General features: G+C 63.8%; 23 protein-coding genes. 12 read left to right on the top strand and 11 right to left on the bottom strand.

The features are described from left to right. Positions 1-7 precede the first annotated feature (7 nt). The 5 genes from L1F31_RS01520 to L1F31_RS01500 all read left to right on the top strand — a co-directional run bounded on the left by L1F31_RS01520 (position 8) and on the right by L1F31_RS01500 (position 5,347). Positions 8-688, top strand: coding sequence for a GntR family transcriptional regulator (locus tag L1F31_RS01520; RefSeq protein WP_265418977.1), 681 nt, complete (start codon positions 8-10; stop codon positions 686-688). 326 nt (positions 689-1,014) lie between these two features. Continuing rightward, positions 1,015-1,992 (top strand): TRAP transporter substrate-binding protein, encoded by a 978-nt coding sequence (locus L1F31_RS01515; RefSeq protein ID WP_265418976.1) that lies wholly within the window; start codon positions 1,015-1,017, stop codon positions 1,990-1,992. A gap of 2 nt (positions 1,993-1,994) precedes the next feature. Beyond that, positions 1,995-2,570, top strand: a complete 576-nt coding sequence (locus L1F31_RS01510; protein WP_265418975.1) for a TRAP transporter small permease — start codon at positions 1,995-1,997, stop codon at positions 2,568-2,570. After that, the gene (locus L1F31_RS01505) at positions 2,570-3,853 is read left to right on the top strand and encodes a TRAP transporter large permease (RefSeq protein ID WP_265418974.1); all 1,284 of its coding nucleotides are present in this window, start codon (positions 2,570-2,572) and stop codon (positions 3,851-3,853) included. Before L1F31_RS01510 ends, L1F31_RS01505 begins: the two co-directional genes overlap by 1 nt. 243 nt (positions 3,854-4,096) lie before the next feature. Then, the gene (locus L1F31_RS01500) at positions 4,097-5,347 is read left to right on the top strand and encodes an ATP-binding protein (RefSeq protein WP_265418973.1); all 1,251 of its coding nucleotides are present in this window, start codon (positions 4,097-4,099) and stop codon (positions 5,345-5,347) included. 6 nt (positions 5,348-5,353) lie between these two features. On the opposite strand, the gene L1F31_RS01495 is transcribed toward L1F31_RS01500, so the two are convergent. After that, positions 5,354-6,664, bottom strand: coding sequence for an Nramp family divalent metal transporter (locus L1F31_RS01495; protein WP_265418972.1), 1,311 nt, complete (start codon positions 6,662-6,664; stop codon positions 5,354-5,356). Between the two features lie 191 nt (positions 6,665-6,855). Between L1F31_RS01495 and arr the strand changes: the two genes are divergently transcribed. Continuing rightward, positions 6,856-7,266: an NAD(+)--rifampin ADP-ribosyltransferase gene (gene arr / locus L1F31_RS01490; RefSeq protein ID WP_265418971.1), complete on the top strand. Its 411-nt coding sequence runs from the start codon at positions 6,856-6,858 to the stop codon at positions 7,264-7,266. 3 nt (positions 7,267-7,269) lie between these two features. Here the strand turns inward: arr and L1F31_RS01485 are convergent, their stop codons facing one another. From L1F31_RS01485 to L1F31_RS01455, 7 genes are all read right to left on the bottom strand, one after another. Next, on the bottom strand, positions 7,270-7,740 hold the full coding sequence (locus L1F31_RS01485) for a carboxymuconolactone decarboxylase family protein (protein ID WP_265418970.1): 471 nt from the start codon (positions 7,738-7,740) through the stop codon (positions 7,270-7,272). Between the two features lie 8 nt (positions 7,741-7,748). Next, positions 7,749-8,123, bottom strand: a complete 375-nt coding sequence (locus tag L1F31_RS01480; RefSeq protein ID WP_265418969.1) for a GNAT family N-acetyltransferase — start codon at positions 8,121-8,123, stop codon at positions 7,749-7,751. Positions 8,124-8,238: 115 nt separating this feature from the next. After that, complete coding sequence (locus L1F31_RS01475; protein WP_265418968.1) at positions 8,239-9,294, bottom strand: pirin family protein; 1,056 nt, start codon at positions 9,292-9,294, stop codon at positions 8,239-8,241. Between the two features lie 83 nt (positions 9,295-9,377). Continuing rightward, entirely contained in the window at positions 9,378-10,469 is a 1,092-nt protein-coding gene (locus tag L1F31_RS01470) for a Fic family protein (protein WP_265418967.1), read from the bottom strand. Positions 10,470-10,693: 224 nt separating this feature from the next. After that, on the bottom strand, positions 10,694-11,155 hold the full coding sequence (locus tag L1F31_RS01465; RefSeq protein WP_265418966.1) for a MarR family winged helix-turn-helix transcriptional regulator: 462 nt from the start codon (positions 11,153-11,155) through the stop codon (positions 10,694-10,696). 241 nt (positions 11,156-11,396) lie between these two features. After that, entirely contained in the window at positions 11,397-13,751 is a 2,355-nt protein-coding gene (locus L1F31_RS01460) for an MMPL family transporter (protein ID WP_265418965.1), read from the bottom strand. Positions 13,752-13,851: 100 nt separating this feature from the next. Then, positions 13,852-14,319 (bottom strand): Lrp/AsnC family transcriptional regulator, encoded by a 468-nt coding sequence (locus L1F31_RS01455; RefSeq protein WP_265418964.1) that lies wholly within the window; start codon positions 14,317-14,319, stop codon positions 13,852-13,854. Between the two features lie 119 nt (positions 14,320-14,438). Between L1F31_RS01455 and L1F31_RS01450 the strand changes: the two genes are divergently transcribed. From L1F31_RS01450 to L1F31_RS01430, 5 genes are all read left to right on the top strand, one after another. Next, complete coding sequence (locus L1F31_RS01450; protein WP_265418963.1) at positions 14,439-15,608, top strand: M20 aminoacylase family protein; 1,170 nt, start codon at positions 14,439-14,441, stop codon at positions 15,606-15,608. Then, positions 15,605-16,747, top strand: coding sequence for a pyridoxal-phosphate dependent enzyme (locus L1F31_RS01445; protein ID WP_265418962.1), 1,143 nt, complete (start codon positions 15,605-15,607; stop codon positions 16,745-16,747). Before L1F31_RS01450 ends, L1F31_RS01445 begins: the two co-directional genes overlap by 4 nt. 172 nt (positions 16,748-16,919) lie before the next feature. Next, positions 16,920-17,840: a carbon-nitrogen hydrolase family protein gene (locus L1F31_RS01440; protein WP_265418961.1), complete on the top strand. Its 921-nt coding sequence runs from the start codon at positions 16,920-16,922 to the stop codon at positions 17,838-17,840. A gap of 111 nt (positions 17,841-17,951) precedes the next feature. Beyond that, positions 17,952-18,404, top strand: coding sequence for a hypothetical protein (locus L1F31_RS01435; protein WP_265418960.1), 453 nt, complete (start codon positions 17,952-17,954; stop codon positions 18,402-18,404). Between the two features lie 2 nt (positions 18,405-18,406). Continuing rightward, on the top strand, positions 18,407-18,802 hold the full coding sequence (locus tag L1F31_RS01430; RefSeq protein WP_265418959.1) for a PadR family transcriptional regulator: 396 nt from the start codon (positions 18,407-18,409) through the stop codon (positions 18,800-18,802). Between the two features lie 30 nt (positions 18,803-18,832). Here L1F31_RS01430 and L1F31_RS01425 read toward each other — a convergent pair whose 3' ends face one another. Then, positions 18,833-19,363 (bottom strand): GNAT family N-acetyltransferase, encoded by a 531-nt coding sequence (locus L1F31_RS01425; RefSeq protein WP_265418958.1) that lies wholly within the window; start codon positions 19,361-19,363, stop codon positions 18,833-18,835. Beyond that, positions 19,360-20,226: an aldo/keto reductase gene (locus L1F31_RS01420; RefSeq protein ID WP_265418957.1), complete on the bottom strand. Its 867-nt coding sequence runs from the start codon at positions 20,224-20,226 to the stop codon at positions 19,360-19,362. Before L1F31_RS01420 ends, L1F31_RS01425 begins: the two co-directional genes overlap by 4 nt. Positions 20,227-20,365: 139 nt before the next feature. Between L1F31_RS01420 and L1F31_RS01415 the strand changes: the two genes are divergently transcribed. Continuing rightward, positions 20,366-21,148 carry a hypothetical protein gene (locus L1F31_RS01415; RefSeq protein WP_265418956.1) on the top strand — a complete coding sequence of 261 codons (783 nt, stop codon included), beginning with the start codon at positions 20,366-20,368 and terminating at the stop codon, positions 21,146-21,148. 26 nt (positions 21,149-21,174) lie between these two features. Here L1F31_RS01415 and L1F31_RS01410 read toward each other — a convergent pair whose 3' ends face one another. After that, positions 21,175-21,570: an MmcQ/YjbR family DNA-binding protein gene (locus tag L1F31_RS01410; RefSeq protein ID WP_265418955.1), complete on the bottom strand. Its 396-nt coding sequence runs from the start codon at positions 21,568-21,570 to the stop codon at positions 21,175-21,177. Between the last annotated feature and the right edge of the window lie 10 nt (positions 21,571-21,580).

Genomic DNA, 21,580 nt, shown 5'->3' with positions numbered 1-21,580 from the left:
CGATGGTGTGGATCAGGAGTCGGCATCGACGAAGCGAGACGTCATCGTCCTCGGACTGCGCCGCAGGATCCTCTCCCGCGAACTCGATCGCGGTGAACGCCTGCGGCAGGATCAGGTCGCCGAATGGTTCAATGCCTCCATCACCCCGGTCCGCGAGGCCCTTCGCATCCTCGAAGCCGAAGGCCTCGTCACCTCCGAGGCCCATCGCGGCGTGCGGGTCGCCGGCGTCGACGTCGACCGGCTGAAGTCGCTCTTCGTCACCCGCCGACTCACCGAGACCTTCGCCATCGCCCGCGCGACCACGCGGATCTCCCGGCACGAGCTGCGGCAGGCCGAACGCCTGCTCGAAGCTCTCGATGAGGCGAGTGCCGACGGCGATTCGCTCGGGCGCAACACTCGCAACGAGGAATTCCACTTCTTCTTCTACGACCGCTGCGGCATGCCTGCGCTGCGCGACGACATCGCCGCTCGCTGGCGGGCCTTCCCTTGGGATCTCACCCTCGACAGCCCGGAGAGGCTCGATCAAGTTCACTCCGAACATCAGGCGATCGTCGACGCCGTACGGGACGTCGATCCAGACGCGGCGGCGCGCCACCTCGGCGATCACATCACGAACGGCTTCCTCCGCCTGGCAGAGTCGACGACCGGTCAGCCGGTCTCCGATCCCTTCGATTTCGATACGGACTGATCCACTCAGCCTGAGGCGCACCACCCGCTGCGCTCTCCGCAGTTTCACTCCCCCATTCCCGCTTTTCGAGAAATAATGCATTCTTGTGAAGATCATATTGGAAATCAGCAGAAAGTCCTCTAGGCTCGTGAACGGTCGATCGAGAACTTGACTCGGTGCGAGTCCGTCGCCAGGCAATGACCAGCCGAGGTTACGGCGAACTCGTCCGCCCGTACGCTCCCGATCGGCATCGCCCCTGGCCAACCAGACTGGAGCTGACGATGACGTCAATGAGACGACCGAGGTGGAAACCGCTTCTTGCGGGCCTCTCGATAAGTCTCCTGCTGTTGAGCGGATGCAATCCCGCACGCAGCGGAGATCAACAGAAATTCGAACTGCGATTCGCCCATGTCACCTCGGTGGGCACACCGAAGGGACTCGCAGCCGACTACTTCGCTGAACAGGTCGAAGAGAAGTCCGAACGCCGGATCGAGGTCGAGGTGTTCCCGAACTCGGAACTCTACGGCGACAAGGACGAGATGCAGGCCATCCAGTCCAATGCCGTCCAGGTACTGGCCCCGGCGAGCGCGAAGTTCACGACTATCGCGCCGAGCCTCCAGGTCCTCGATCTGCCGTTCATCTTCGATGATCCGGATGAGATCCCCGAGGTCGCCAGCCCCGATACGGAGATCGGCAAAGCCATCTATGCGAACCCTGATCTGGAGAAGAACGGGCTCAAGGTCCTCGGTCTGTGGGACTCGGGGATGAAGCAGATCCACTCGAACAACAAGACGCTGAGTCCCGAGGACATGAAGGGCAAGAAGTATCGCATCCAGCCTTCGGACGTGCTGCGCACCCAGTTCGAGACCTGGGGTGGAATTCCGACGCCTCTGTCGTTTGCCGAGGTCTACAGCGGACTGCAGCAGGGACTCATCGACGGTGGCGAGAACACTTACTCGAACATCCAGTCGCAGAACATGCATACCGTCCAGAAGTACGTGACCGAACTCGACCACGGCTACATCGGCTACATCCTCACGGTGAACAAGCGCTGGTATGACGAACTGCCGGACGATTTGCAGGCCGTCGTCGACGAGGCCGCCGATTCAGCCAGTGAGTTCAACCGCCAAGAGGCACAGAAGGTCAACGCTGAGTCGAAGAAGACCATCGAGGAGTCCGGCGGCACGGAGATCGTCATTCCGAGCAAGGAGGAGCGTCAGGCTTTCAAGGACCTGGTCGTCCCGTCCGAATACGAGAAGTATCGCGAGACTATCGGGCCCGAGGTGGTCGACGAACTCCTCGAACGCAACGAAGAGAGAGGCTGAGGATGAAGACCATCGACAAGTATCTCAGCCGGGTCGAGAACTTCCTCGCCGGCGGCTGCCTCATCGCGGCCACCGTGCTGGCAGTCTTCGCAGTGCTGTTGCGCAATATCACCGGTGACGTCATCTTCTGGTCTGAAGAGGCGATCATCTACCTCATCATCTTCTCGACGTTCTTCGGCGCGGTGGTCACTCTGCGCCACAACGAACACGTGGCCGTCGACATCATGCCGACTCTGCTCAAGGGCAAGGCGAAGAAGTTCTTCGTCGTCCTCGGTGGTTTGGCCACCCTGGTCTACGCGGGCTTCGTCGCCTACCTGTCGTGGGCGCTCATCACCGAACCGTTCTCACGGACGACGATCACTCCGGCTCTCAAGGTGCCTCTGTGGGTGGTCGAGCTCTCGCTGGCCGTCGGCATGACGCTCTTCTTCATCCGCGCCGTGGAGATGACGGTCCGTGCGCTGCGGACCTCGGCTGCCGATCTCGACAAGGATGTGCTCGCCGAGGAGGCCGCCGCAGTCGGCCTCGACGTCGAGGACATCGCGATCGTCGAGGACGACAAGAAGAGAGGCGATCGCTGATGTTCGAAGCAACCATCGTCCTCGTCGTCGTCCTCATCGCGCTGCTCGTCACCTCGGCCCCGATCGCGGTCGCTTTGGGACTGACCAGTCTCGTCTACTTCTACTACTTCACGCTCATTCCGATGACTCAGGTCTCGGAACGCCTGTTCAACGCACTCAATTCGTTCCCGCTCATGGCGATCCCCTTCTTCATCCTCGCGGCGAACATCATGTCTCGGGGCGGGATCTCCCGGCGACTGACGGACTTCGGTGCGGCCATGGTCGGGCATCTGCGCGGCGGCATGGCGATCACCACGGTGCTCGCGTGCATGTTCTTCGCCGCGGTCTCCGGGTCGTCACCGGCCACGGTCGTCGCGGTCGGTGCGCTGATGATTCCGGCGATGGTGAAGAACGGGTACCCGAAGGAGTTCTCCACGGGGCTCGTAGCCACCTCGGGGTCGTTGGGAATCCTCATCCCACCGTCGATTCCGCTCATCGTCTTCGGCATCGCGACTGAACAGAACATCGGCGACCTGTTCCTCGCCGGCGTCCTGCCGGGCATCCTCGCCGGTGTGATGCTGCTGGGCATGGCAGTGTTCGTCGCCTGGAAGAAGGGCTACGGTCACGCCGGTGTCGGATTCCGGATGTCGAACAAGGACAAGCTCAAGGCTTTCCGTGATGCGATCCTCGCTCTCGCGCTGCCGTTCCTCGTCCTCGGCGGTATCTATTCCGGGTGGTTCACCCCCACCGAGGCGGCCGCAGTGGCCGTTGCCTATTCGCTGGTTGTGTCGTTGCTGATCTACCGCGAGATCAAGATCTCGCAGCTGTGGGAGGTGACGATGGCGTCGGTGAAGACCTCGGCGATGGTCATGTTCATCATCGCCAACGGCATCCTCTTCACCTTCGTGCTGGCCAGTGAGCGAATTCCGGGTCAGATCTCGTCGACGATCACCGAATGGGATCTGCAGCCGTGGCAGTTCCTCATCCTCGTCAACATCCTGCTGCTGTTCGTCGGCTGTGTGATGGAGACATCCTCGGCGATCCTCATCCTCGCCCCGATCCTGCTGCCGATCGCGATGGAGCTGGGCATCGACCCGATCCACTTCGGCATCATCGTGGTGATGAACCTCGAGATCGGCATGATCACACCGCCGCTGGGACTCAACCTGTTCGTCGCCTCCGGCATGTCGGGAATGAGCGTCGTCGGGGTGGCGAAAGCCGCGATCCCGAGTGCGCTGGTGCTGCTCGCGGCACTTGTGTTGGTGACGTTCGTGCCCTTCTTCGCGACGGCGTTCGTGGGATGATGTCTAGCATAGGCTGACGCTCTGCGGTCACTTCGGGTGGGACAGTTCTCCGAAAAGGAGTCTGTCCCACTCTTCTGCCGCCGAGGCTCAACTGGGCGCGAGAAGGTAGCGTAAGTTTTCCGCAAAAGGTAGTGTATGAACCTGCGGAATGGTAGTGTATGAGCCTGCGAAATGGTAGCGTTGTAAAACAGATCCGCGCGGATCACTGACAGAATCGCAGGTACCCGACCAAGGGCAGGCTCCGTGGATTACCTTTCCCGAACCATTGATCTCGAACTCGACGAACTGCTTAATGAAACCCCAGCCATAGCAGTTGACGGCCCCAAAGGCGTGGGTAAAACCGATACGGCATCGCGCCGATCAGACATTGCCTGGTACTTGGACGACCCAGCTCAACGCGACATCCTTCGCTCTGACTTCTCCCTGAAGTCAATCCCAAAGGGCACCGTACTTCTCGACGAATGGCAACAACTGCCACAGATTTGGGATTCAGTTCGGCGATTGGTGGACGCGGGTGCGCCGAATGGACGTTTTCTTCTCACCGGCTCTGCATCACCGGTCGACACCGCTGGGACACACAGCGGTGCCGGACGCATCCTGTCCCTTCGCATGCGTCCAATGGGTGTGCACGAGCGCGGACTCACCACGCCGACTGTTTCATTGGCTCAGCTATTGTCAAGGCAGGCCACGTCAGTCGACGGGACAACGACGCTGCAACTGACCGACTACGCTGAAGCCATTGTTTCCAGCGGCTTCCCTGGCATCATGAATAGCCCGCTGCGAATCCGGCGCCGCATGATTGATGCCTACCTTCAGAGAGTCGTCGACAGAGATCTGCCTGATCTGGGGTTCACTGTCAGGCGTCCAGAAACGCTCAGGCGGTGGCTCGCTGCCTATGCCGCTGCTTCGTCAACGACAACGGCATATTCACGTCTACTCGACACGACTACAGCCGGTGATGGAACTCAACCAGCGAAGACTACGACAATTGCCTATAGAGACCACCTCAGCCAACTGTGGCTTCTCGACCCAGTCCCCGGCTGGGTACCGACCAACAGCCCGAACCGACGCTTGCAACAAGCTCCAAAACATCACTTAGCCGATCCCGCTCTCGCTGCCAGCCTTCTCAACCAGACCGCAGAATCACTTTTGTCTCCCCGAGGAGCCCATCTTGCGGGGCCTCTGTTCGAGTCGCTCGTGACATTGGGGGTCAGGGTCATGGCTCAAGCGGCAGAGGCCTCGGTCAGTCACCTCCGCCTACATGGAGGTGCGCGAGAAGTCGACCTCGTTGTTGAAGGCGTCGACGGCGCAATCGTCGGTATCGAGGTCAAGCTCGCTGCCGATGTCTCGGATTCAGATGTGAAGCACCTACGTTGGCTCCGAGAGCAAGTTCCTGATCGCGTCACCGACCTGGTTGTTGTCACCACTGGCACAACGGCTTACCGGCGCAACGATGGAATCGCCGTCGTGCCGCTGGCACTGCTCGGCCCCTAAGAAGATCTACCCCACCAACCCCATCACCGACTCCCGCACCTGCAGGGCAGCGAGGAAGCCGAACAGGACCAGGCACACGCCGAGCAGCACGTTCGACCACTTCGTATTTCGCAGCTGCTCCGGCACGGAAGACCGGTTGAGGATGACGAGCAGGGCGAGCGCAAGCACCGGCAGGATGAACGCGCTGATCGCCGCGTAGACCAGCACGAGGGTGACCGGTTTGCCGAGGCTCATGATGATCAGCGTCGCGATCGAGAGGTAGACCAGGGCCCCGCGGAACTCGATCGACTTCGCCGACATCTCGTGGGCCGGTTCGTCCTGGTGCGGGTAGCGGCGCAGCACGCGCATGCAGTCGGCGGTGACGTAGGCAATGCCGGAGAATCCGCCGAGCACGCTCGTGTACACAACGGCGAGGAAGCTGATGAGGAAGACGAGGCGACCCGCTTCACCGATGCGCCCGACCAGGTCGTCGGCGATGGCGAACAGCGCGTCATTGTCCGAGATCGTGAAGCCCTGCCCGTAGAGGATGAAGGCACCGACGGCGCTCATCGCCACGGCGAAGACGAAGACCAGCCCGTAGCTGATGAACAGGTCAAGGCGGACAACTGGCTTCCAGTCAGGTGTGCGCCACGCCTTCTCACGGATCCAGAACGAGTAGGCGAGGATGCCCGTCGCTCCCCCGACACCGCCGATGAGCGACATCACCGTGATGATCGAGGTGTTCGGGAAGCTCGGCACGATCGTCGCCGCCGCGACCTCCTGCGCGTCCTGCCCCTGGAACACGGAGATCGCCAGCGCAAGGATGCCGAAGAACATGATGATTCCGAACCCCATCATGGCCTTTTCGACAATCCCGTACCGGCCGATGCCGACGAGCACTGCAGCCGAGAGGAGCACGACGATCGCAGTCGGCCAGAACGGCAGGACCGGGAAGATCGCCTGCAGGATGTTCGTCGTCACCGCGACGACGCCGGCGCCGAAGAAGAGCCCGACGAGCAGCTCGGCGATGAGGAACAGCACGGGGAACGTCCGCCCGCCGAACCGGGTGAGGTGGGAGAGCAGCGAACGGTCGCCGCTCATCTGCAACCTGGACACCGCCTCGGAGAGCACGAATTTGAGGATGATGCCGACGGTGAACACCCAGATCAGCGCCAGTCCGTATTCGGCACCGGAGTTCATCGTCGTGATCATGTCCGATGCGCCGACGCTGGCCAGGGCCAAGACGATGCCCGGCCCGATGAGTCGGAGTCGTCCGGCGAAGGTCGACGGCGCCGAGGCGGTGGTGTCAGTCGTCTGCGAAGTCATATCTGCGGACATAAGCGGGGGTGGGCTCCTTCGTGTGTGCACGTCGACCCAGGAAGGGCATCGACCACCCACTAATGTGCCTGACAACCTCGCATGTCAAGATACGAGTCTCAACCTTCGGAACATACAGCTGTGCCCGCTGAAGTCTATTCTAGTCCCGGATTCTGACCCTCATGCGCAGACTGCCCGAGTATATTCGAGGCATGTCTGAGCCACTTGATCACGGACCGTTCTTCCATGGCACCAAGGCGAAACTGAATCCGGGCGATCTGCTCACCGCAGGGTACGCATCGAACTATCGCCCCGAGATCGTCATGAACCACATCTACTTCACCTCGATCGTCGACGGTGCGGGGCTGGCCGCCCAAGTTGCCGCCCTCGACGGGACGCCTCATGTCTACGAGGTCGAACCCACCGGCGACTTCGAGGATGACCCCAATGTCACCGACAAGAAGTTCCCGGGCAATCCGACCCGCTCATACCGCAGCACCGAAGCGCTGAGAGTGATCCGCGAGGTCGACGGCTGGCCGCGCATGAGCTCCGACGAGTTGCAGACGTGGCGGGGCAAACTCGCGGCCCTCCTCGACGACGACAGCGCCGAGATCATCAACTGAGACTCAGTCCTGTTTGGCTCCGAACACTGGGTGGTCGCTGGCGATCGAGATGCGGTTGAACGCGTTGATGAGGATAGTCGACCACTCGACCGCCGAGATCTGCTCGGTCGTCAGGAATTGCGCCACCTCGGCGGCGATCGCATCCCGATCAGCGGTCTTGTCCAGCACCGTCAGCGACTCGGCGAGTGTGAGCGCGGCGAACTCCTGATCGGTGAAGATCTCCGCCTCATGCCAGCTGGGCAGCACGTCGAGCTTGAGCTGTGAGACTCCGGCCTTCCGCGCCGCCGGAGCGTGGATGCTCAGGCAGGTGCGGCAGCCGTTGATCTGCGATACCCGCGTGTTGACGAGTTCGATGAGCCCGTCATCGAGGCCTGCAGCACGTGAGGCCTTGCGTGAGCTCGCGGCCGCCTGGGCCAGTGCCTTGTAGTTCTCGGGGTGGATCTTGTCGATGAATGGTCGGCTTGCGTTGCTCATACCCTCACTCATGCCTGTCTCTTGATGATGTCCATGTCAGCGCCGGTGGCCTTGCGGAACTTGCCGCCCTGCGCCGCATAGTCCTCTCCCGTCTCGTCGAGCTTCTTGACGAAGAGCGGGCAGACAGGCACGACCGTCACGCCGAGTTCGCGCGAGTCCTCGAGCGCCTCGGCGACGAGGATCTTCGACAGTCCGCGACCGCCGAACTGCTCGTCGACCTCCGTGTGGTGGAAGATGCGCTCGGCTTCGGCATCCGGCCCGGGCAGGAAGAAAGCGTGTCCGGCGATGGTGCCGTCGGCCACGGCGATGTCATAGGACCGATCGGTCTCATTGAAGGTCACGGTCACCTCGGCGCCGGTCTTGTCCTCGAATGTCTTCGACATGGTTGGAACCCTTTCAGTCAGATTCGATGATCCGGTCATCAGGTATGACGAAATCGGCTGCGGAGTTATTCCCTCGCGGTCACGAGTCCGGACTCCGGCCACGGCCCGGCTGCCGTTACGCCTCGGGGCCGCCTTGCACCTGCGGCGGCGGATTCTTCCGCGCTTTGATGGTCACGTCGGGCAGCCTCGGTGCGGGGAGCCTGCCCATGCCATCGGCATTCTGTCCGGGTCCGCCCTTGCCGACGTAGCCGTCGACGACACCGAAACGGTCGCCTTCGGCCTGCCATTCCTCGCGGTACCGTGCGATCTCCTCATGGGTGCGGCCGACGAAATTCCACCACATGACGATGTCCTCGGGGAACGGTTCCCCGCCGAGGAGGATGACCCGGCCGGGCTCGTCACCGCGGTTGGCGATGCGCAGCTCGTCCACACCGACCCCGGTGTAGCCGATCGCCGCGACCGGCAGTTCGACGTTTTCCAAGGTGATGTCACCGGAATCGACGAGAACGCCGTGTTCGAACGCCGGGTCGACGGGCAGGTCGATGCTCGCACCCGGGTCGAGGCGGATCTCGGCGCCGAGCAGAGGCGAATGCGTGCGCACCGGAGAGGCAGTCCCCCACACTTCGCCGAGGAAGACGAGCAGCTGCCCGCCGTCGAAGTCGACAGGCTCGGGCTCATAGTGCTCGAATTCCCGTTCCGGCTGGTGGCGGGAGGAATCGGGCAGGGCCAGCCACAGCTGCACACCGTGGAGCGTCGTCGTGTCCTCGGTCGAGACCTCGGAGTGGCAGATGCCGGCGCCGGCGGTCATGAGGTTGACCTCGCCGGGTAGGACGAGCCCCGCATTGCCGCCGGAGTCGATGTGCTGGATGGCGCCTTCGAAGAGCCAGCTCACGGTCGCCAGCCCGGTATGAGGGTGGGGCGCGACGTCCATGCCGCCGGTGACGGAGACGTCGGCCGGGCCGTAGTGGTCGACGAAGCACCAGGGTCCGATGAGGGAGCGTTGGCGCTGCGGCAGAGTCCGGCGCACCTTCATTGCACGGGGTCCGCCAAGCGGCACTTCACGGGAGGTGATGATCTCGACGGGGGAACGTCCCTGCTGGTCACAGTTGGGTCCGGGGAGTCCGCCGGCAGTGCAGACGACTTGTTCCGGGCGAGTCTCTACGTTGCTCATGGCCACATCGTAGCCGGGTTCTCACCGAGTGGGGAGGGTGCTGTACGGCAACTGAGCCGGCGAACGGACACGTGAATCTCCGGTCAGGCCGGACGTCGTCGGCCCGCCCGCTGCACGAACGCGTCGACGGCTGCAAGAATCTCGTCGCTGCGCCAAAAGGGCCCCAACCCGTGTTCCGCTTTGGACTTCACGATGCCAGCGTCGACAAGAGTCTTCAACGGCGGATAGATATTCGGCTGAGCCACCCCGAGTTCCGCCGCGGCCGTTGCTGAGTTGAGCACCGGATGTTCAACGAGAATATCGAGCAGCCGCCAAGCATTCGAGTTCTTGCGGGCAGTCAGTTGTGTATCCCACCCTGCCCGAATTCTTCGCAGGTCGTCGACGAGCTGAACACTGTTTTCGACAGCGCGGAAAGCGGCCTCGGCGAATATGCGAACGATCGGATTGATATCACCGTTGCGGTAATCCGTCAGCGCCTGGTGGTAGCGAGGCACATCGGTCAGAATCCCAGCAGAAACCGGGACGGCCACGTTCTGAGTGATGCCTCGCTGCCGGAACATCGCTTGGACCAATGCTCGTCCGGTTCGGCCATTGCCATCGGTGAAGGGATGGATCGTTTCGAACTGAGCATGTGAGATCGCCACCGCTGCCATCACAGGCACGTCGTTGCGTTCGACGAACTTCGAAAGATCCTCGATGAGGCCCGGGACCCGTGAATGATGTGGCGGCACGAACTCTGCTCCGACCGGAGAATCGGATCGGCTCCCGATCCAAACCTGTTCGTCCCTGAAAACACCAGCGGGATGTCGCGTCTGTGGCTCCATGAGGACTCGGTGGATTTCTCGGATCGACTGGCTGTCGATCATCTCTGAATCCCTCAATGCGGTCGACAGGGCATGCGTGTTCGCAGCAATCAGCTCGGCGTTGCTTCCCGAACGAGCCCCGAACTCGGCTGAGAAGATTGCCCTGGCGCTGGCAGTGAGGTTCTCGATCTGTGATGAAGAGGCCGCTTCTGATCGAAGGAGAACCGGTGCGAATCCGGCAATCTCCATCCCTTGTTCGGCGTCGAAGCGACTCAACTCTCGAATGGCCTCATCTGAGATTGCCTGCACCTCCGGCTCGAGACGCGGAGCGAGGTCGGCAACCCCCGGCGGAACCGCAGCTTCATATCTCACAAGCCCGGCATTGTCGGTCGTTCGAGGCCCGAATCCGGGTCTTGACACCCAGCTATAGGTCTCACTGGTCAAAGCCGGCCACGTCATCGAGGCTCGGGACTCATCGTCACGTTCGGCAGAAACCATAACTACCATCTCCAATTTTATGAGTTAACCTAGTTTCTCATAAAAATGGCTCTTCGGTTTATGAGTTTCTCGCCCGCTCGCCGCCCCGTTGCACGGGCCTACTCCACCGGGCACACCTTCGACACGAGCTCGAAGATCTGATCCGCCTCGGCGTCGGTGAGTCCACCGAATGCCGCGAGGATGATCTCGGCATTCGTCGCGGCTGCCTCGTCGCAGAGCTTCTGGCCCGCCTCGGTGAGGGTGACGAGCACACCGCGCTGGTCCTCGGGATCGGGCTGCTGGGTGACCAGCCCGCGTTCCTCGAGCTTGCCCAGCAGCCGACTGAGCGCACTGCGGCTGATCACCAGGCTGCGCAGGAGGTCGCGGTGACGCACCTGGGACATGGGTCTGGCATTGATGAGCACGTCGAACTCGTTGGCGCTCAGCCCGTGCCGGGTCCGGAACTCGTGCTCGAACCTCGTCATGAAGTCCTGATACTTCTCCATCATCAGACGCCAGGTCGCAATCTTGATCGGACCGTTCTGCCTGATCAGAGTGCTGACGGGAGTCGTCTTGTCCACCTGAGAGCCTCCACCGCTCGATGTGTCATGCCACACTTTTGTTGCAACGTCAACAAAACCGTAGTTCAATGGTATACCCGGCCCTATTACAGGGCCCGTCGACGATCCCCTCGTCGAAGTACCGGAGTATCCCCAACGTACCCCCGGCTGCAGAATTCGAGCAGAGTCGCCCCACGGCTCCGATCTCAGTCCCGGGGGTATCGTATTGCCGCCAGCCGCCTCCCCGCCGCTCATTCGACGCTCAGTCCTTGGGGATCCGCTTCCGCCATGGCCACCACACGGCCCGTCCCAGGTCATGCACCAGTGCCGGCACGACGAGTGAGCGGACGAGGATCGCGTCGAGGAGGACGCCGAAGGTGACGATGAAGGCGAGCTGGAAGAGGAACATCACCGGGATGACGGCGAGCGCGGCAAAGGTCGCTGCCAGGACGATGCCCGCCGAGGTGATCACCCCGCCCGTGGTCACGAGCCCCCTGAGCACGCCCGCCCGAGTCCCCAAACGCAGCGACTCCTCCCGCACCCTGGACATGAGGAAGATGTTGTAGTCGATGCCGAGCGCGACGAGGAAGACGAACGCGTAGAGCGGCACCGAGGGGTCCGCTCCCGGGAACCCGATGACGTCGTTGAACACGAGTGCGGAGACTCCCAGCGCGGTGCCGAAGGACAGCACGGTCAGGGCCACGAGCAGCAGCGGTGCCAGCAGTGAGCGCAGCAGCAGGATGAGCACGATCGTGACCACGACGAGGATGAGCGGGATCGCCAGGGATCGGTCCGCCTCGGCGGTGGTGTTCGTATCGAGGTCGACCGCGGATTCCCCGCCGACGAGGGCGTCGGGGTCGATCTCGTGCACCCGGTCGCGGATCGTCGTGACCGTGGATTCGGCGGCATCGGAGTCGGCGACCGAGGTCAGAGTCGCTTCCAGCAGGACGTTGCCGTTGACCTCGGTGGGCGTCGGTTCCATCGACCCGGGCTGGCCGGACGGGGTCTGACCGGACGACGCCGGTCCCGCGTCCGCCGGGCGTTCGCGCGGGGGCTCGATCTGACCATCCTTAGCCACGGTGAGCGTTCCGCTCGGGGAATCGTTGGCGGTGACGGTCATCGATTCGACCTCGCCGAGGTGGCCGACTGCCTTCGCCGCATCCTCAAGTTGGTCTTTCGCCACGACGATCTGCGTCGGAGATCCGGAGCCGCCGGGGAAATGCTCGGCGAGGATGTCCTGGCCGTCACGAGCCTCGGAGTCACCGAGGACGAAGTCGGACTGCGGCACGCCCTCGGCCTTGAGCTGGCCGAGACCGACCAGCGGGATGGCGAGGATGATGACGAGCGTGACCCAGATGCGGCGCGGATGCTTCGCGACCGCCTCGGCGATTCGGACCCAGAGCCCGCGCTTGGGTTGCGCTGTGTCGGCCTGCACGCGGGGACGGAAGGGCCAGAACAATGCACGGCCGATGGTCATCAGCGCGGCGGGCAGGAAGGTCAGGGCTGCTAGCATGGCGGTAGCGATGCCGATCGCGGCGACCGGGCCGAGCGCCCTGGTCGAGGCGAGGTCGGTGAGCAGGAGGACGAGCAGGCTGGCGATGACGGTGCCGCCGGAGGCCGCGATCGGCTCGAGGACTCCCTTCACGGCACTCAGCCCGGCCCGCACCCGGTCGGGTTCATGGAGCAGGGCGTCGCGGAAGCGGGCGACGACGAGGAGGGAGTAGTCGGTGGTGGCGCCGACGACGAGGATGAAGAGGATGCCTTGGACCTGCCCGTTGACGAGCAGGATCTCGGCGTCGGCGAGGTGCCAGACGATGAAGATCGAGGCGGCGAGTGCGGCGACCGAGGTGAAGAGGACGATGATCGGCAGCAGCGGGGACCGGTAGACGATGACGAGGATGACGAAGACGGCGATGAGTGCGACGAGCAGGAGGATGCCGTCGATGCCGGCGAAGGCTTCGGTGAGGTCGGCGGAGAATCCGGCCGGGCCGGTGACATGGACATTCGCCGAGGTGGTCGGGGCTTTGGCGGCCTGAGCCGGGGTCGAATCGGCAGCGACCGCTTGTGGGAAGACCTGATCGATCGTGTCCCTGATGGTCTCGACGTCATCGGCAGTGGTGTCCGTGGTGACCGGGAGGATGAGCTGGAGGGCCTTGCCGTCTTCGGACGGGATGGCCGGCGAGGGGTCGGCGGCGAGCAGCTTTTTGCCTTCAAGCTGTTTCGTCAGATCGTCGAGTCGGGACCGGTCGTCGTCGATAATGCCGTCGCTGTTCTCGAGGACGACGATGGCGGGCACATAGTCGAGGTCGCTGAATTTCTCGATCTGGTCCTGGGCACGCGTGGATTCCGAGGATTCGGGGAGGAAGGACGAGCGGTCGTTCGTGGCGACGTCGGAGATCTTGCCGAAGTACGGGCCGCCGATGCCGGAGATGCCGACCCAGGCGATGAGGAGGACAGCGAAGAGGATGAGCAGTGCCCCTCGGCCACGGACGGGACGACGGTTGGGCGCGCTTTCGGGGGCGGCAGCCGTGCCTTCGGCACTTGCGTCGGCTCCTGCGGGACCGCCTCGGCGTGGGTCGGGGTCCGGAGGGGTCGAGGTCAGCAGGTGGCGGGGCATGGTTTCAGGCTACGCCCGTTGACCTTTCGCGGACCTCAATCGAAAGTAGGAGAAAGAGCGTTCGCGAAGTGAGGGGTTTCGATCTTCCGAGGCATCCCAATCATCCAAGGGGAACCGTGAGGCCGACTTTCGCAGCGTCCATGACCACCTGCGTGCTGAAGCGTCGAACATTGTCGTTGCCGAAGAACAGCTGTCTGGTCAGCTCCGTGTACTCGGCCATATCCCGGACGAGGAGGATGAGCACGAAGTCCCATTCGCCCGCCACGTAGTAGCACTGTTGGACCTCGGGCCGTTCGACCAGTGCGGCACGGACTTCGTCGAGCTTGTCCAGCTGCTCGCTCTCGACGGCCAGCTGGGCGATGACTCTCACCGGACGTCCGAGGAGCTCCGGGGCCAGGGTCAGGGTGCTGCCGAGGATGATGCCGGATTCGGTCAGACGCTTGAGGCGCCGATTGACTGCGGCCGTCGACAGCCCGACGCGTGCGCCCAATGCCGATTGGGGTAACCGTGCATCGGCCTGCAGTGCGTCGAGCAGTCTGAAGTCGATCTCGTCCAGGCTGGCATCCACCTCCCCAGTGTCAGCGAATCGGACGCGTTACGCAAAGACTTTGCGTCAATGCGCGTGCGGAAGGTCTACTTTGTCAGTTCGCGTTGAATGACTTCGCTCCGTTCGGCGAGTCTGGACCCATGACAGCCGAACACATCGACCTCGCCACTGACTGGCGCAGGCACCTCCACGCAATTCCGGGCATCGCATTCGACGTCGCCGAGGTTGCCGAGTTCGTCGCCCGCACCTGCACCGATCTGGGCTGGGAGGTGACGACAGGCATCGGCGGCAGCGGTGTCGTCGCCACTCTGAGGCGCGGCACGAGCTCGCGGTCCATCGCGCTGCGGGCAGACATGGACGGGCTGCCGATCACCGAGAACACGGGCGTCGCCCATGCTTCGAAGAACCCCGGGTCCATGCACGCCTGCGGACATGACGGGCACATGGCGATGCTGCTCGGCACCGCCTCGGCGCTGGCGAAGGACATCGACTTCGACGGAACCGTCCATCTGATCTTCCAGCCGGCGGAGGAGCCGGGAACTGGTGCCGAGGCGATGATCAACGACAGACTGTTCGACCGGTTCCCCACCGATGAGATCTACGGCCTCCACAACATCCCGGGCCTGCCCGAGGGCGAGATCCACACCCGCCCCGGACCGATCATGGCGTCGGAGGACAACTTCGAGATCCGCATCAGCGGACGGGGCGGGCACGCCTCCGCCCCGCACTTCGTCATCGACCCGATGATCGTCGGTGCCGAGATCGTCCTGTCCCTTCAGACCGTCGTCGCGCGCAACGTCGACCCGCTCGATGCGGTCGTCGTCTCGTGCACGGAGCTGTTCACCGACGGTGCCCGCAATGCCATCCCTGGGCAGCTGGTCATCCGCGGGGATGCGAGGACGTTCACCGATGCCGACAGCACGCTCGTCGAGACGCGCATCCGTGAGATCTCGGAGGGAATCGCCGTCGCTCACCGGGCCTCGTGCGAGGTCTCGTACACGCGCGTGTTCCGTCCGACCGTCAACGACGCCGACTGTGTTGGCCATGCGTCAGCCGCAGCCCGGCGCGCAGTGGGATCAGACAAGGTCGACGCCTCGTGCCGCCCGGTGACCGCCAGCGAAGATTTTGCGGCCTACGCTCGCGAAGTTCCGGCCTGTTTCGCGTTCCTCGGCGCCGGTGAGATCGGTGAGGGCGGCACGGCGCCGCTGCACAGCCGTGATTTCGACTTCAACGATCGGATCCTCGGCGCCGGAATCGAATTCTACACCGCACTCGTCACAGCCCGCCTGACCGAAGGGAACCACTCATGACCACGTCTGCCACCACCGACCGGTGGATCGCCAACGACCGCGACCGCACCTGGTCGAGTCCCGACCAGGATGATGCTGCCCTGAACTTCCACCGCAGCCTCACCGGCTACGCACCCACTGCGCTCATCGCTTTGCCGGAGCTGGCCGCTGAGCTCGGCGTGGCGGCAGTCTTCGCCAAGGACGAGTCGACGCGGCAGGGTCTGCCCGCGTTCAAAGCCCTCGGAGCATCGTGGGCCGTCCACCGTGCGCTGGAGGCGTCGCAGGCTGACCCGGGCGCCGAGGTCGTCACTGCCACCGATGGCAACCACGGTCGGGCTGTGGCTCGGTTCGCCCGGGAGGCCGATCGGCCGGCCCGGATCTTCGTCCCGGCCGGCGGCATCCACCCGAGCGCCGTCGCCGCGATCCGCGGCGAGGGAGCAGAGGTCGTCGAGCTCGAGGCGAATTACGATCAGACCGTCGCCGCGGCCGCCGACTATGCAGCCGCGAACGCCGGTGTGCTCGTCCAGGACACCGCGTGGGACGGGTATGAAGAGGTTCCCGGGTGGATCGTCGAGGGCTATTCGACACTCTTCCACGAAATCGACTCTCAGCTGGCCGCCGCCGGTCATCACGCTCCGGACCTCATCTGCGTCCCTACCGGAGTAGGATCCCTGTTGCAGGCCGCTCTGGCTCACTACCGCCGTTCCGGATCGAACCCCGAACGCGGCAGCACTGCAGGTCCCGGCACACAGGCAGGCAGAGCCGACCACACTGCTGTTGTGTCCGTCGAAACCGAGGCAGCCGCGTGCATGGGACCGAGTCTGCGTGCCGGTCACCCCGTCACCGTGAAGACCGGACAGACGATCATGTCGGGACTCAACTGCGGAACCCCCTCGTCGGTGGCCTGGCCGCTGGTGCGCGACGGTCTCGACGCTGCAGTGACGGTGAGCGACAGTGCTGCCGTCGAAGCTGCTCACCGGCTCGCCGAGCTCGGGGTGGCAGCCGGACCCTGTGGAGCCGCATCACTGGCAGGAGTCAGAGAGGCCATCGGCGGTGCGGAGAAAGAAGACCGTCGACGGCATCTGGGCGTGGACGCTTCCAGCGTGATCGTCTTGACGGTCACCGAGGGGTCCGATGCGAACCCAGTGCCGGAGGTTTGAGGTCGCTTCCGATATCGAACGCCCTGTGCAACTGGCGATGCTTGGCGCGCTCGGCAGCGGAGCGACTGGCCAGCAGAATCGGACTCCTCCTGATTTCGCGATTTGACTCGTTTCTTTCCTCGTCAGAGGCTGAGGGAAAAGGTGAGTTCACGAGCGAAGAAGGTCGATCATCATGGCAAAGGTGGCAGTCGTCCAGGCAGGTTCTGTCCTCTTCGATGCTGAGGCGTCCGTCGACAAGGCGATTGCGCGGCTGCGTGAGGCTGCGAGCAACGGGGCCGAGCTCGTCGTGTTCCCCGAGGCGTTCATCGGCGGGTATCCGAAGGGCAGCATGTTCGGTGCACCCGTGGGGATGCGCACCGGGGACGGTCGCGCGCAGTTCGAGCGGTACTTCGATGGCGCGGTCACCGTCGATGGTCCCGAGATCGCCAGGCTCGCCGAGGCAGCCCACGACGCCAACGTCTTCGTCGTCATCGGCATCATCGAACGTTCCGGCAATACCCTCTACTGCACGGCACTGATGATCGATCCGGAGCTCGGGGTCGTCGGCGCGCACCGGAAGCTCATGCCCACCGGCACGGAACGTGTCATCTGGGGCTTCGGGGACGGCTCGACACTCGACACGATGGATACGCCGTTAGGCCGGGTCGGCAGCGTCATCTGCTGGGAGAACTACATGCCGCTGCTGCGCCAGGCGATGTATGCCAAGGGCGTGTCCGTCTACTGTGCACCGACCGTCGATGACCGTCCGGCGTGGACGGCGACTATGACGCACATCGCGCTCGAGGGGCGAACGCACGTGCTCTCGGCCTGCCAGTACATCACGAAGAGCGAGTTCCCTGACGACCACCCCTTCGACGAGGAGTTGCCCTACGGCGAAACCGCTATCCGAGGCGGAAGCGTCATCGTCGCGCCCACCGGCGAGGTGCTGGCCGGACCTGTCTATGACGAGGAGACGATCCTCTATGCCGATATCGATCCCGGCGCCAAGACCCGCTCACACCTCGACTTCGATCCTGTCGGCCACTACTCCCGACCCGACGTCTTCGAGCTGAGGGTCGATACCCGCGCGAAGGGTTCCGTGACGTTTGAGTGAGGTCCTGAGCTGCTGAGGGTTGAGCAGCTCGGTGCCCCTCCCCCGCCACCAAAGTAACAGGGTGTCCTCAAACTCTTGCACTACGCAGTGAACCATAGGTACAGTACCAATATGTCTATTACCCCGCAGACAACACCAGCCGCCAACGCCCGGACCCTGCTGCTGCCCTATACGCTCGGCCTCATCATCGCCATGGCCATCGTCCAGATCGTCATCGCCGCCACCGGCGGTGAGGTCACGATCCTCGCCGGAGCCCTCACCGCCGTCGTGGCGCTGGGCATCGTCGTGTGGCTGTGGCGGAATCTGCGCACCCTCAAGCGTGTCCGCTTCGGGGTCGCCATCGCCCATGTCATCGCCTTCGTGACGGTGACGACGTCGTTTACCCTGCACGCGATGACCAGGGTGATGTCCCTCGGCTTCGAAGTCGACGGCGCCGGAGACGCGGCCCGCACCCTGCTCGAGAGCTCCTGGTTCGGAGCAACCATCGTCATGAGCGGCCTCTGGGGACTCGGACTGCTCATCCACCTTGTCGGCGCTGTGCTCGGCCGCGGCTGGGAAGACTGAACGTGGCCGACAAGTCACGCACGAACCAGAGCGCGGAGACCGACCCTGCGCCTTCTCCGGAGGAACGGGAGTGGCTGGACCACCGCGTCGACTCGTGGGTCGAGACCTATAAGAAGTCGATGCTCACCCCGGTCACGCTCTCACTGGTCGCCGCGCACCAGCCGGCGGAGATCTCGACCATCGCCGAGGCGGTCACCGCAGCCACCGGCTGGCAGATCACCGAACGCGGCCTCTACCGCACGATCAAACGCCTGCAGGATTCAGGATTGCTGCAGAGCAGAGCCGTCGACGCCCCGCGGACCGGGGCGAAGCGCAAGCTGCTGTCCCTGACCCCGCTGGGAGCAAGTTATCTCGCGGGGATCCGGGGCCACCTCGTCGAGGTTCCTGCCTCCGAGTGACCCGCCCATCCGCGATAACGGCCCCTGCACTCAAGGACGGTCCCGACGGTAGACGACGTGCCACCCGTCGTCGCTCGGGTTGTCCGGTGGCAGCTGCCCCTCAGCGATCCGTTCGTAGCCGGCGGCCGCCAGCGCTTTCCATGATGCCTGGTTGACGGCGGTCACCGGCACGATGATCGCCGGTGCGACCGGGCTGTCGCGGAAGCAGAGTTCGGTGAACTCGCGGATCATCCGCGTACCGACGCCGTGGCCCGTCGCCGCCTGCTCGCCGATGAAATAGTCGATCGTCAACGCACCCCTGGGCACGTCGGCCAGGTTGATGAGCTCCCGCTGCTCGTCCGCGTAATCCCAGATCGCACTGCGTTGGATGAGACCGATCGGCACTCCGTCCTCCTCGACGATGTAGTCGAACGACGGTTCGGTCCCGTCGATGCTGCCGCCGAAGTCCCGCTCAATCGCCTCAGCCGTCGTCTCGTGGTTCCAGAATCGGGCGACGTGCGACGAGCCGAGCCACCGAGCGAGCAGCGGAAAATCGGCTCTCGTCGTCCGTCGGAACCTCACATCTCTTCGTGGGTCAGCGGGTCACGGTCCTTCATCCGACCGCGCTCGAGTCCGGAGATCGCAGCCACCTCGTCGGGGGTGAGTTCGAAGCCGAAGACGTCGGCATTGGTCCGCTGGCGTTCCGGGTTCGCCGACTTCGGGATCGGGATGCTGCCGATCTGGGTATGCCAGCGCAGGACCACCTGGGCCGGTGTCACGCCATGGGCGGCGGCCGCCTCGGTGATGGGTGCCTCGTCGAACAGCCCCTGGTCACGGTAGAGCGGGGACCAGCTCTCCGTCTGCACACCGATCGAACGGTGGAATTCGATGAGCTTCGCCTGCGGGAAGTACGGGTGCAGCTCGACCTGGTTGACGGCGGGGGTGACGCCGGTCTTCTCGACGAGCTCGGCGAGCATCGCCTCGGTGAAATTCGAGACGCCGATGGACTTCACGAGCCCACGTTCGCGCAGTTCGATGAGCCCGCGCCACGTGTCGACGTACTTGCCGACGCTGGGGTTGGGCCAGTGGATGAGGTGGAGGTCGAGGTAGTCGAGGCCGAGCCGGCCAAGCGATTCCTCGGTGCTGGCGATGGATTCGTCGAATCCGTGGTGGCGTCCGGGGATCTTGGATGTGACGAACAGGTCCTCGCGGGGCGCGGAGGCCTTCGCGATGGCCTGACCGACCTCGCGTTCGTTCTCGTAGTTGACCGCGGTGTCGAGGAGTCGGTAGCCGACGTTGTCGACGGCGCCCGCGATCGCGTCGACGCCTTCCTCGCCCTTCATCGCGTAGATGCCGAGGCCGAGCTGCGGGATCGCGCGGCCGTCGTTGAGGTCGAGGGTGGGGATGGGTGAGTTCTGTGCTGAGGAATCTGCTGAGTTCGCCATACCTTCACCCTATGACCGCCGAGGCGGCTCTGGCCAGGGACTTCATCGCCGGGTTTCGGGGGTGAACTCTTCCTGTGAGGAGACCCTGAGCATCATTCAAGGTGGGTTGTCGCGATATTCCTCCGGTTAATGTGGACGCATGGAGACGACAGTGCGGGCCGCGGCGCGGGGGCCTTTTCGCTTCGTCCGTCGGCTTTCGCGCTGGCAGATGGCATTTCTGCTTCCGTGCCTCGCGATGGTGGTCGCACTGCTGCTCCACATTGCGCAGTGGGTGACCTCCTGGATCTCGACCGCACTGGCCCAGGCACTCGGAGGCGCCGATGCCTGTCCGGACCTGGTCACCGACTTCGGTGTCGATTCCGACGCGATCGAAATCATCGATCGTGCTCCGTTCGGATTCGTCTGCCAAGCCTCGACCTACGACGGCGGCACGGCGATGATCGAACACTCCGGGGCCACCTCGGCGATGTTCATCACCTCGGTCGGGCTCGCGGCGCTCGGCTCCGCTGTGCTCCTCGGTGTGCTGCTTGCGTTCACGGTGACCCGACTGCTCGCTACGGCCCCGTCTCCTCGGGACGATGTCGGAGTGGATCGATGGGCACTGCTGCTCATCGGGATCGGGGTCTTCGTGGTCCCGCTGATGATGATCGGCCAGTACCTGCAGTGGTATTCAGCGTCGAAATCGGGGGGGGGATCGGGGATCTGCCCGGAGTCCGTCAGCGGCAACGATGTGCTGGGATTCTCCGTCACCGCCGACTACCTCCCGCCGAGCCTGACCTGCTCCGGCGACACCGTCACCGGCCAGGAGTTCTCCGTGACGCAGTACGGGTTCCCCTTCTACGGATTCCTCGCCGGGCTGATCCTGGCGGCGGTGGGGCTGGTCGTGCTCATCGTTGTGAGGATGCGGGCGCGGAGGCGCTGAGGCGTGAGGTCGGGTCCGGTGATTGATCATTGCTGAGTGTCGAGCGTCCTGACCAACCTCGCCGAGGCGGTGTTCCGGTACGAGTCAACGAGCAGCTCCAGGACCTCCCCGTCGTCGAGGTCGACAATCTCGAGGCCGATCCAGCCGGATGGGCCCAGGTACATGGGAACGTAGCTATCGGGCCACTCGAGGAGCACCTCGGCGTCGGCGGGATCGGGGAGGATAAGCACCGAGTGAGGGCGCTGCTCCATCTGTTTCGGGCCGATCTTCACTGTGCCGCCGAAGATGGCGAAGGTCTTCTTCGTGAAGAAGGTGGGGCGTCCGTGGGAGATCTTCTCGGCAGCCTCGGGCAGGCCAAGCGCGATCGCGCGCAGCCGGTGCAGGAGCGGATCGTCGTCATCTAACATCTGCGCATGCGCCATGCATCAACGG

Origin of the sequence: Brevibacterium spongiae, from assembly GCF_026168515.1 — a bacterium.
In the GTDB taxonomy this organism is placed as follows: Bacteria; Actinomycetota; Actinomycetes; order Actinomycetales; family Brevibacteriaceae; genus Brevibacterium; species Brevibacterium spongiae.
This window is presented reverse-complemented; position numbering and strand designations above follow the sequence as displayed.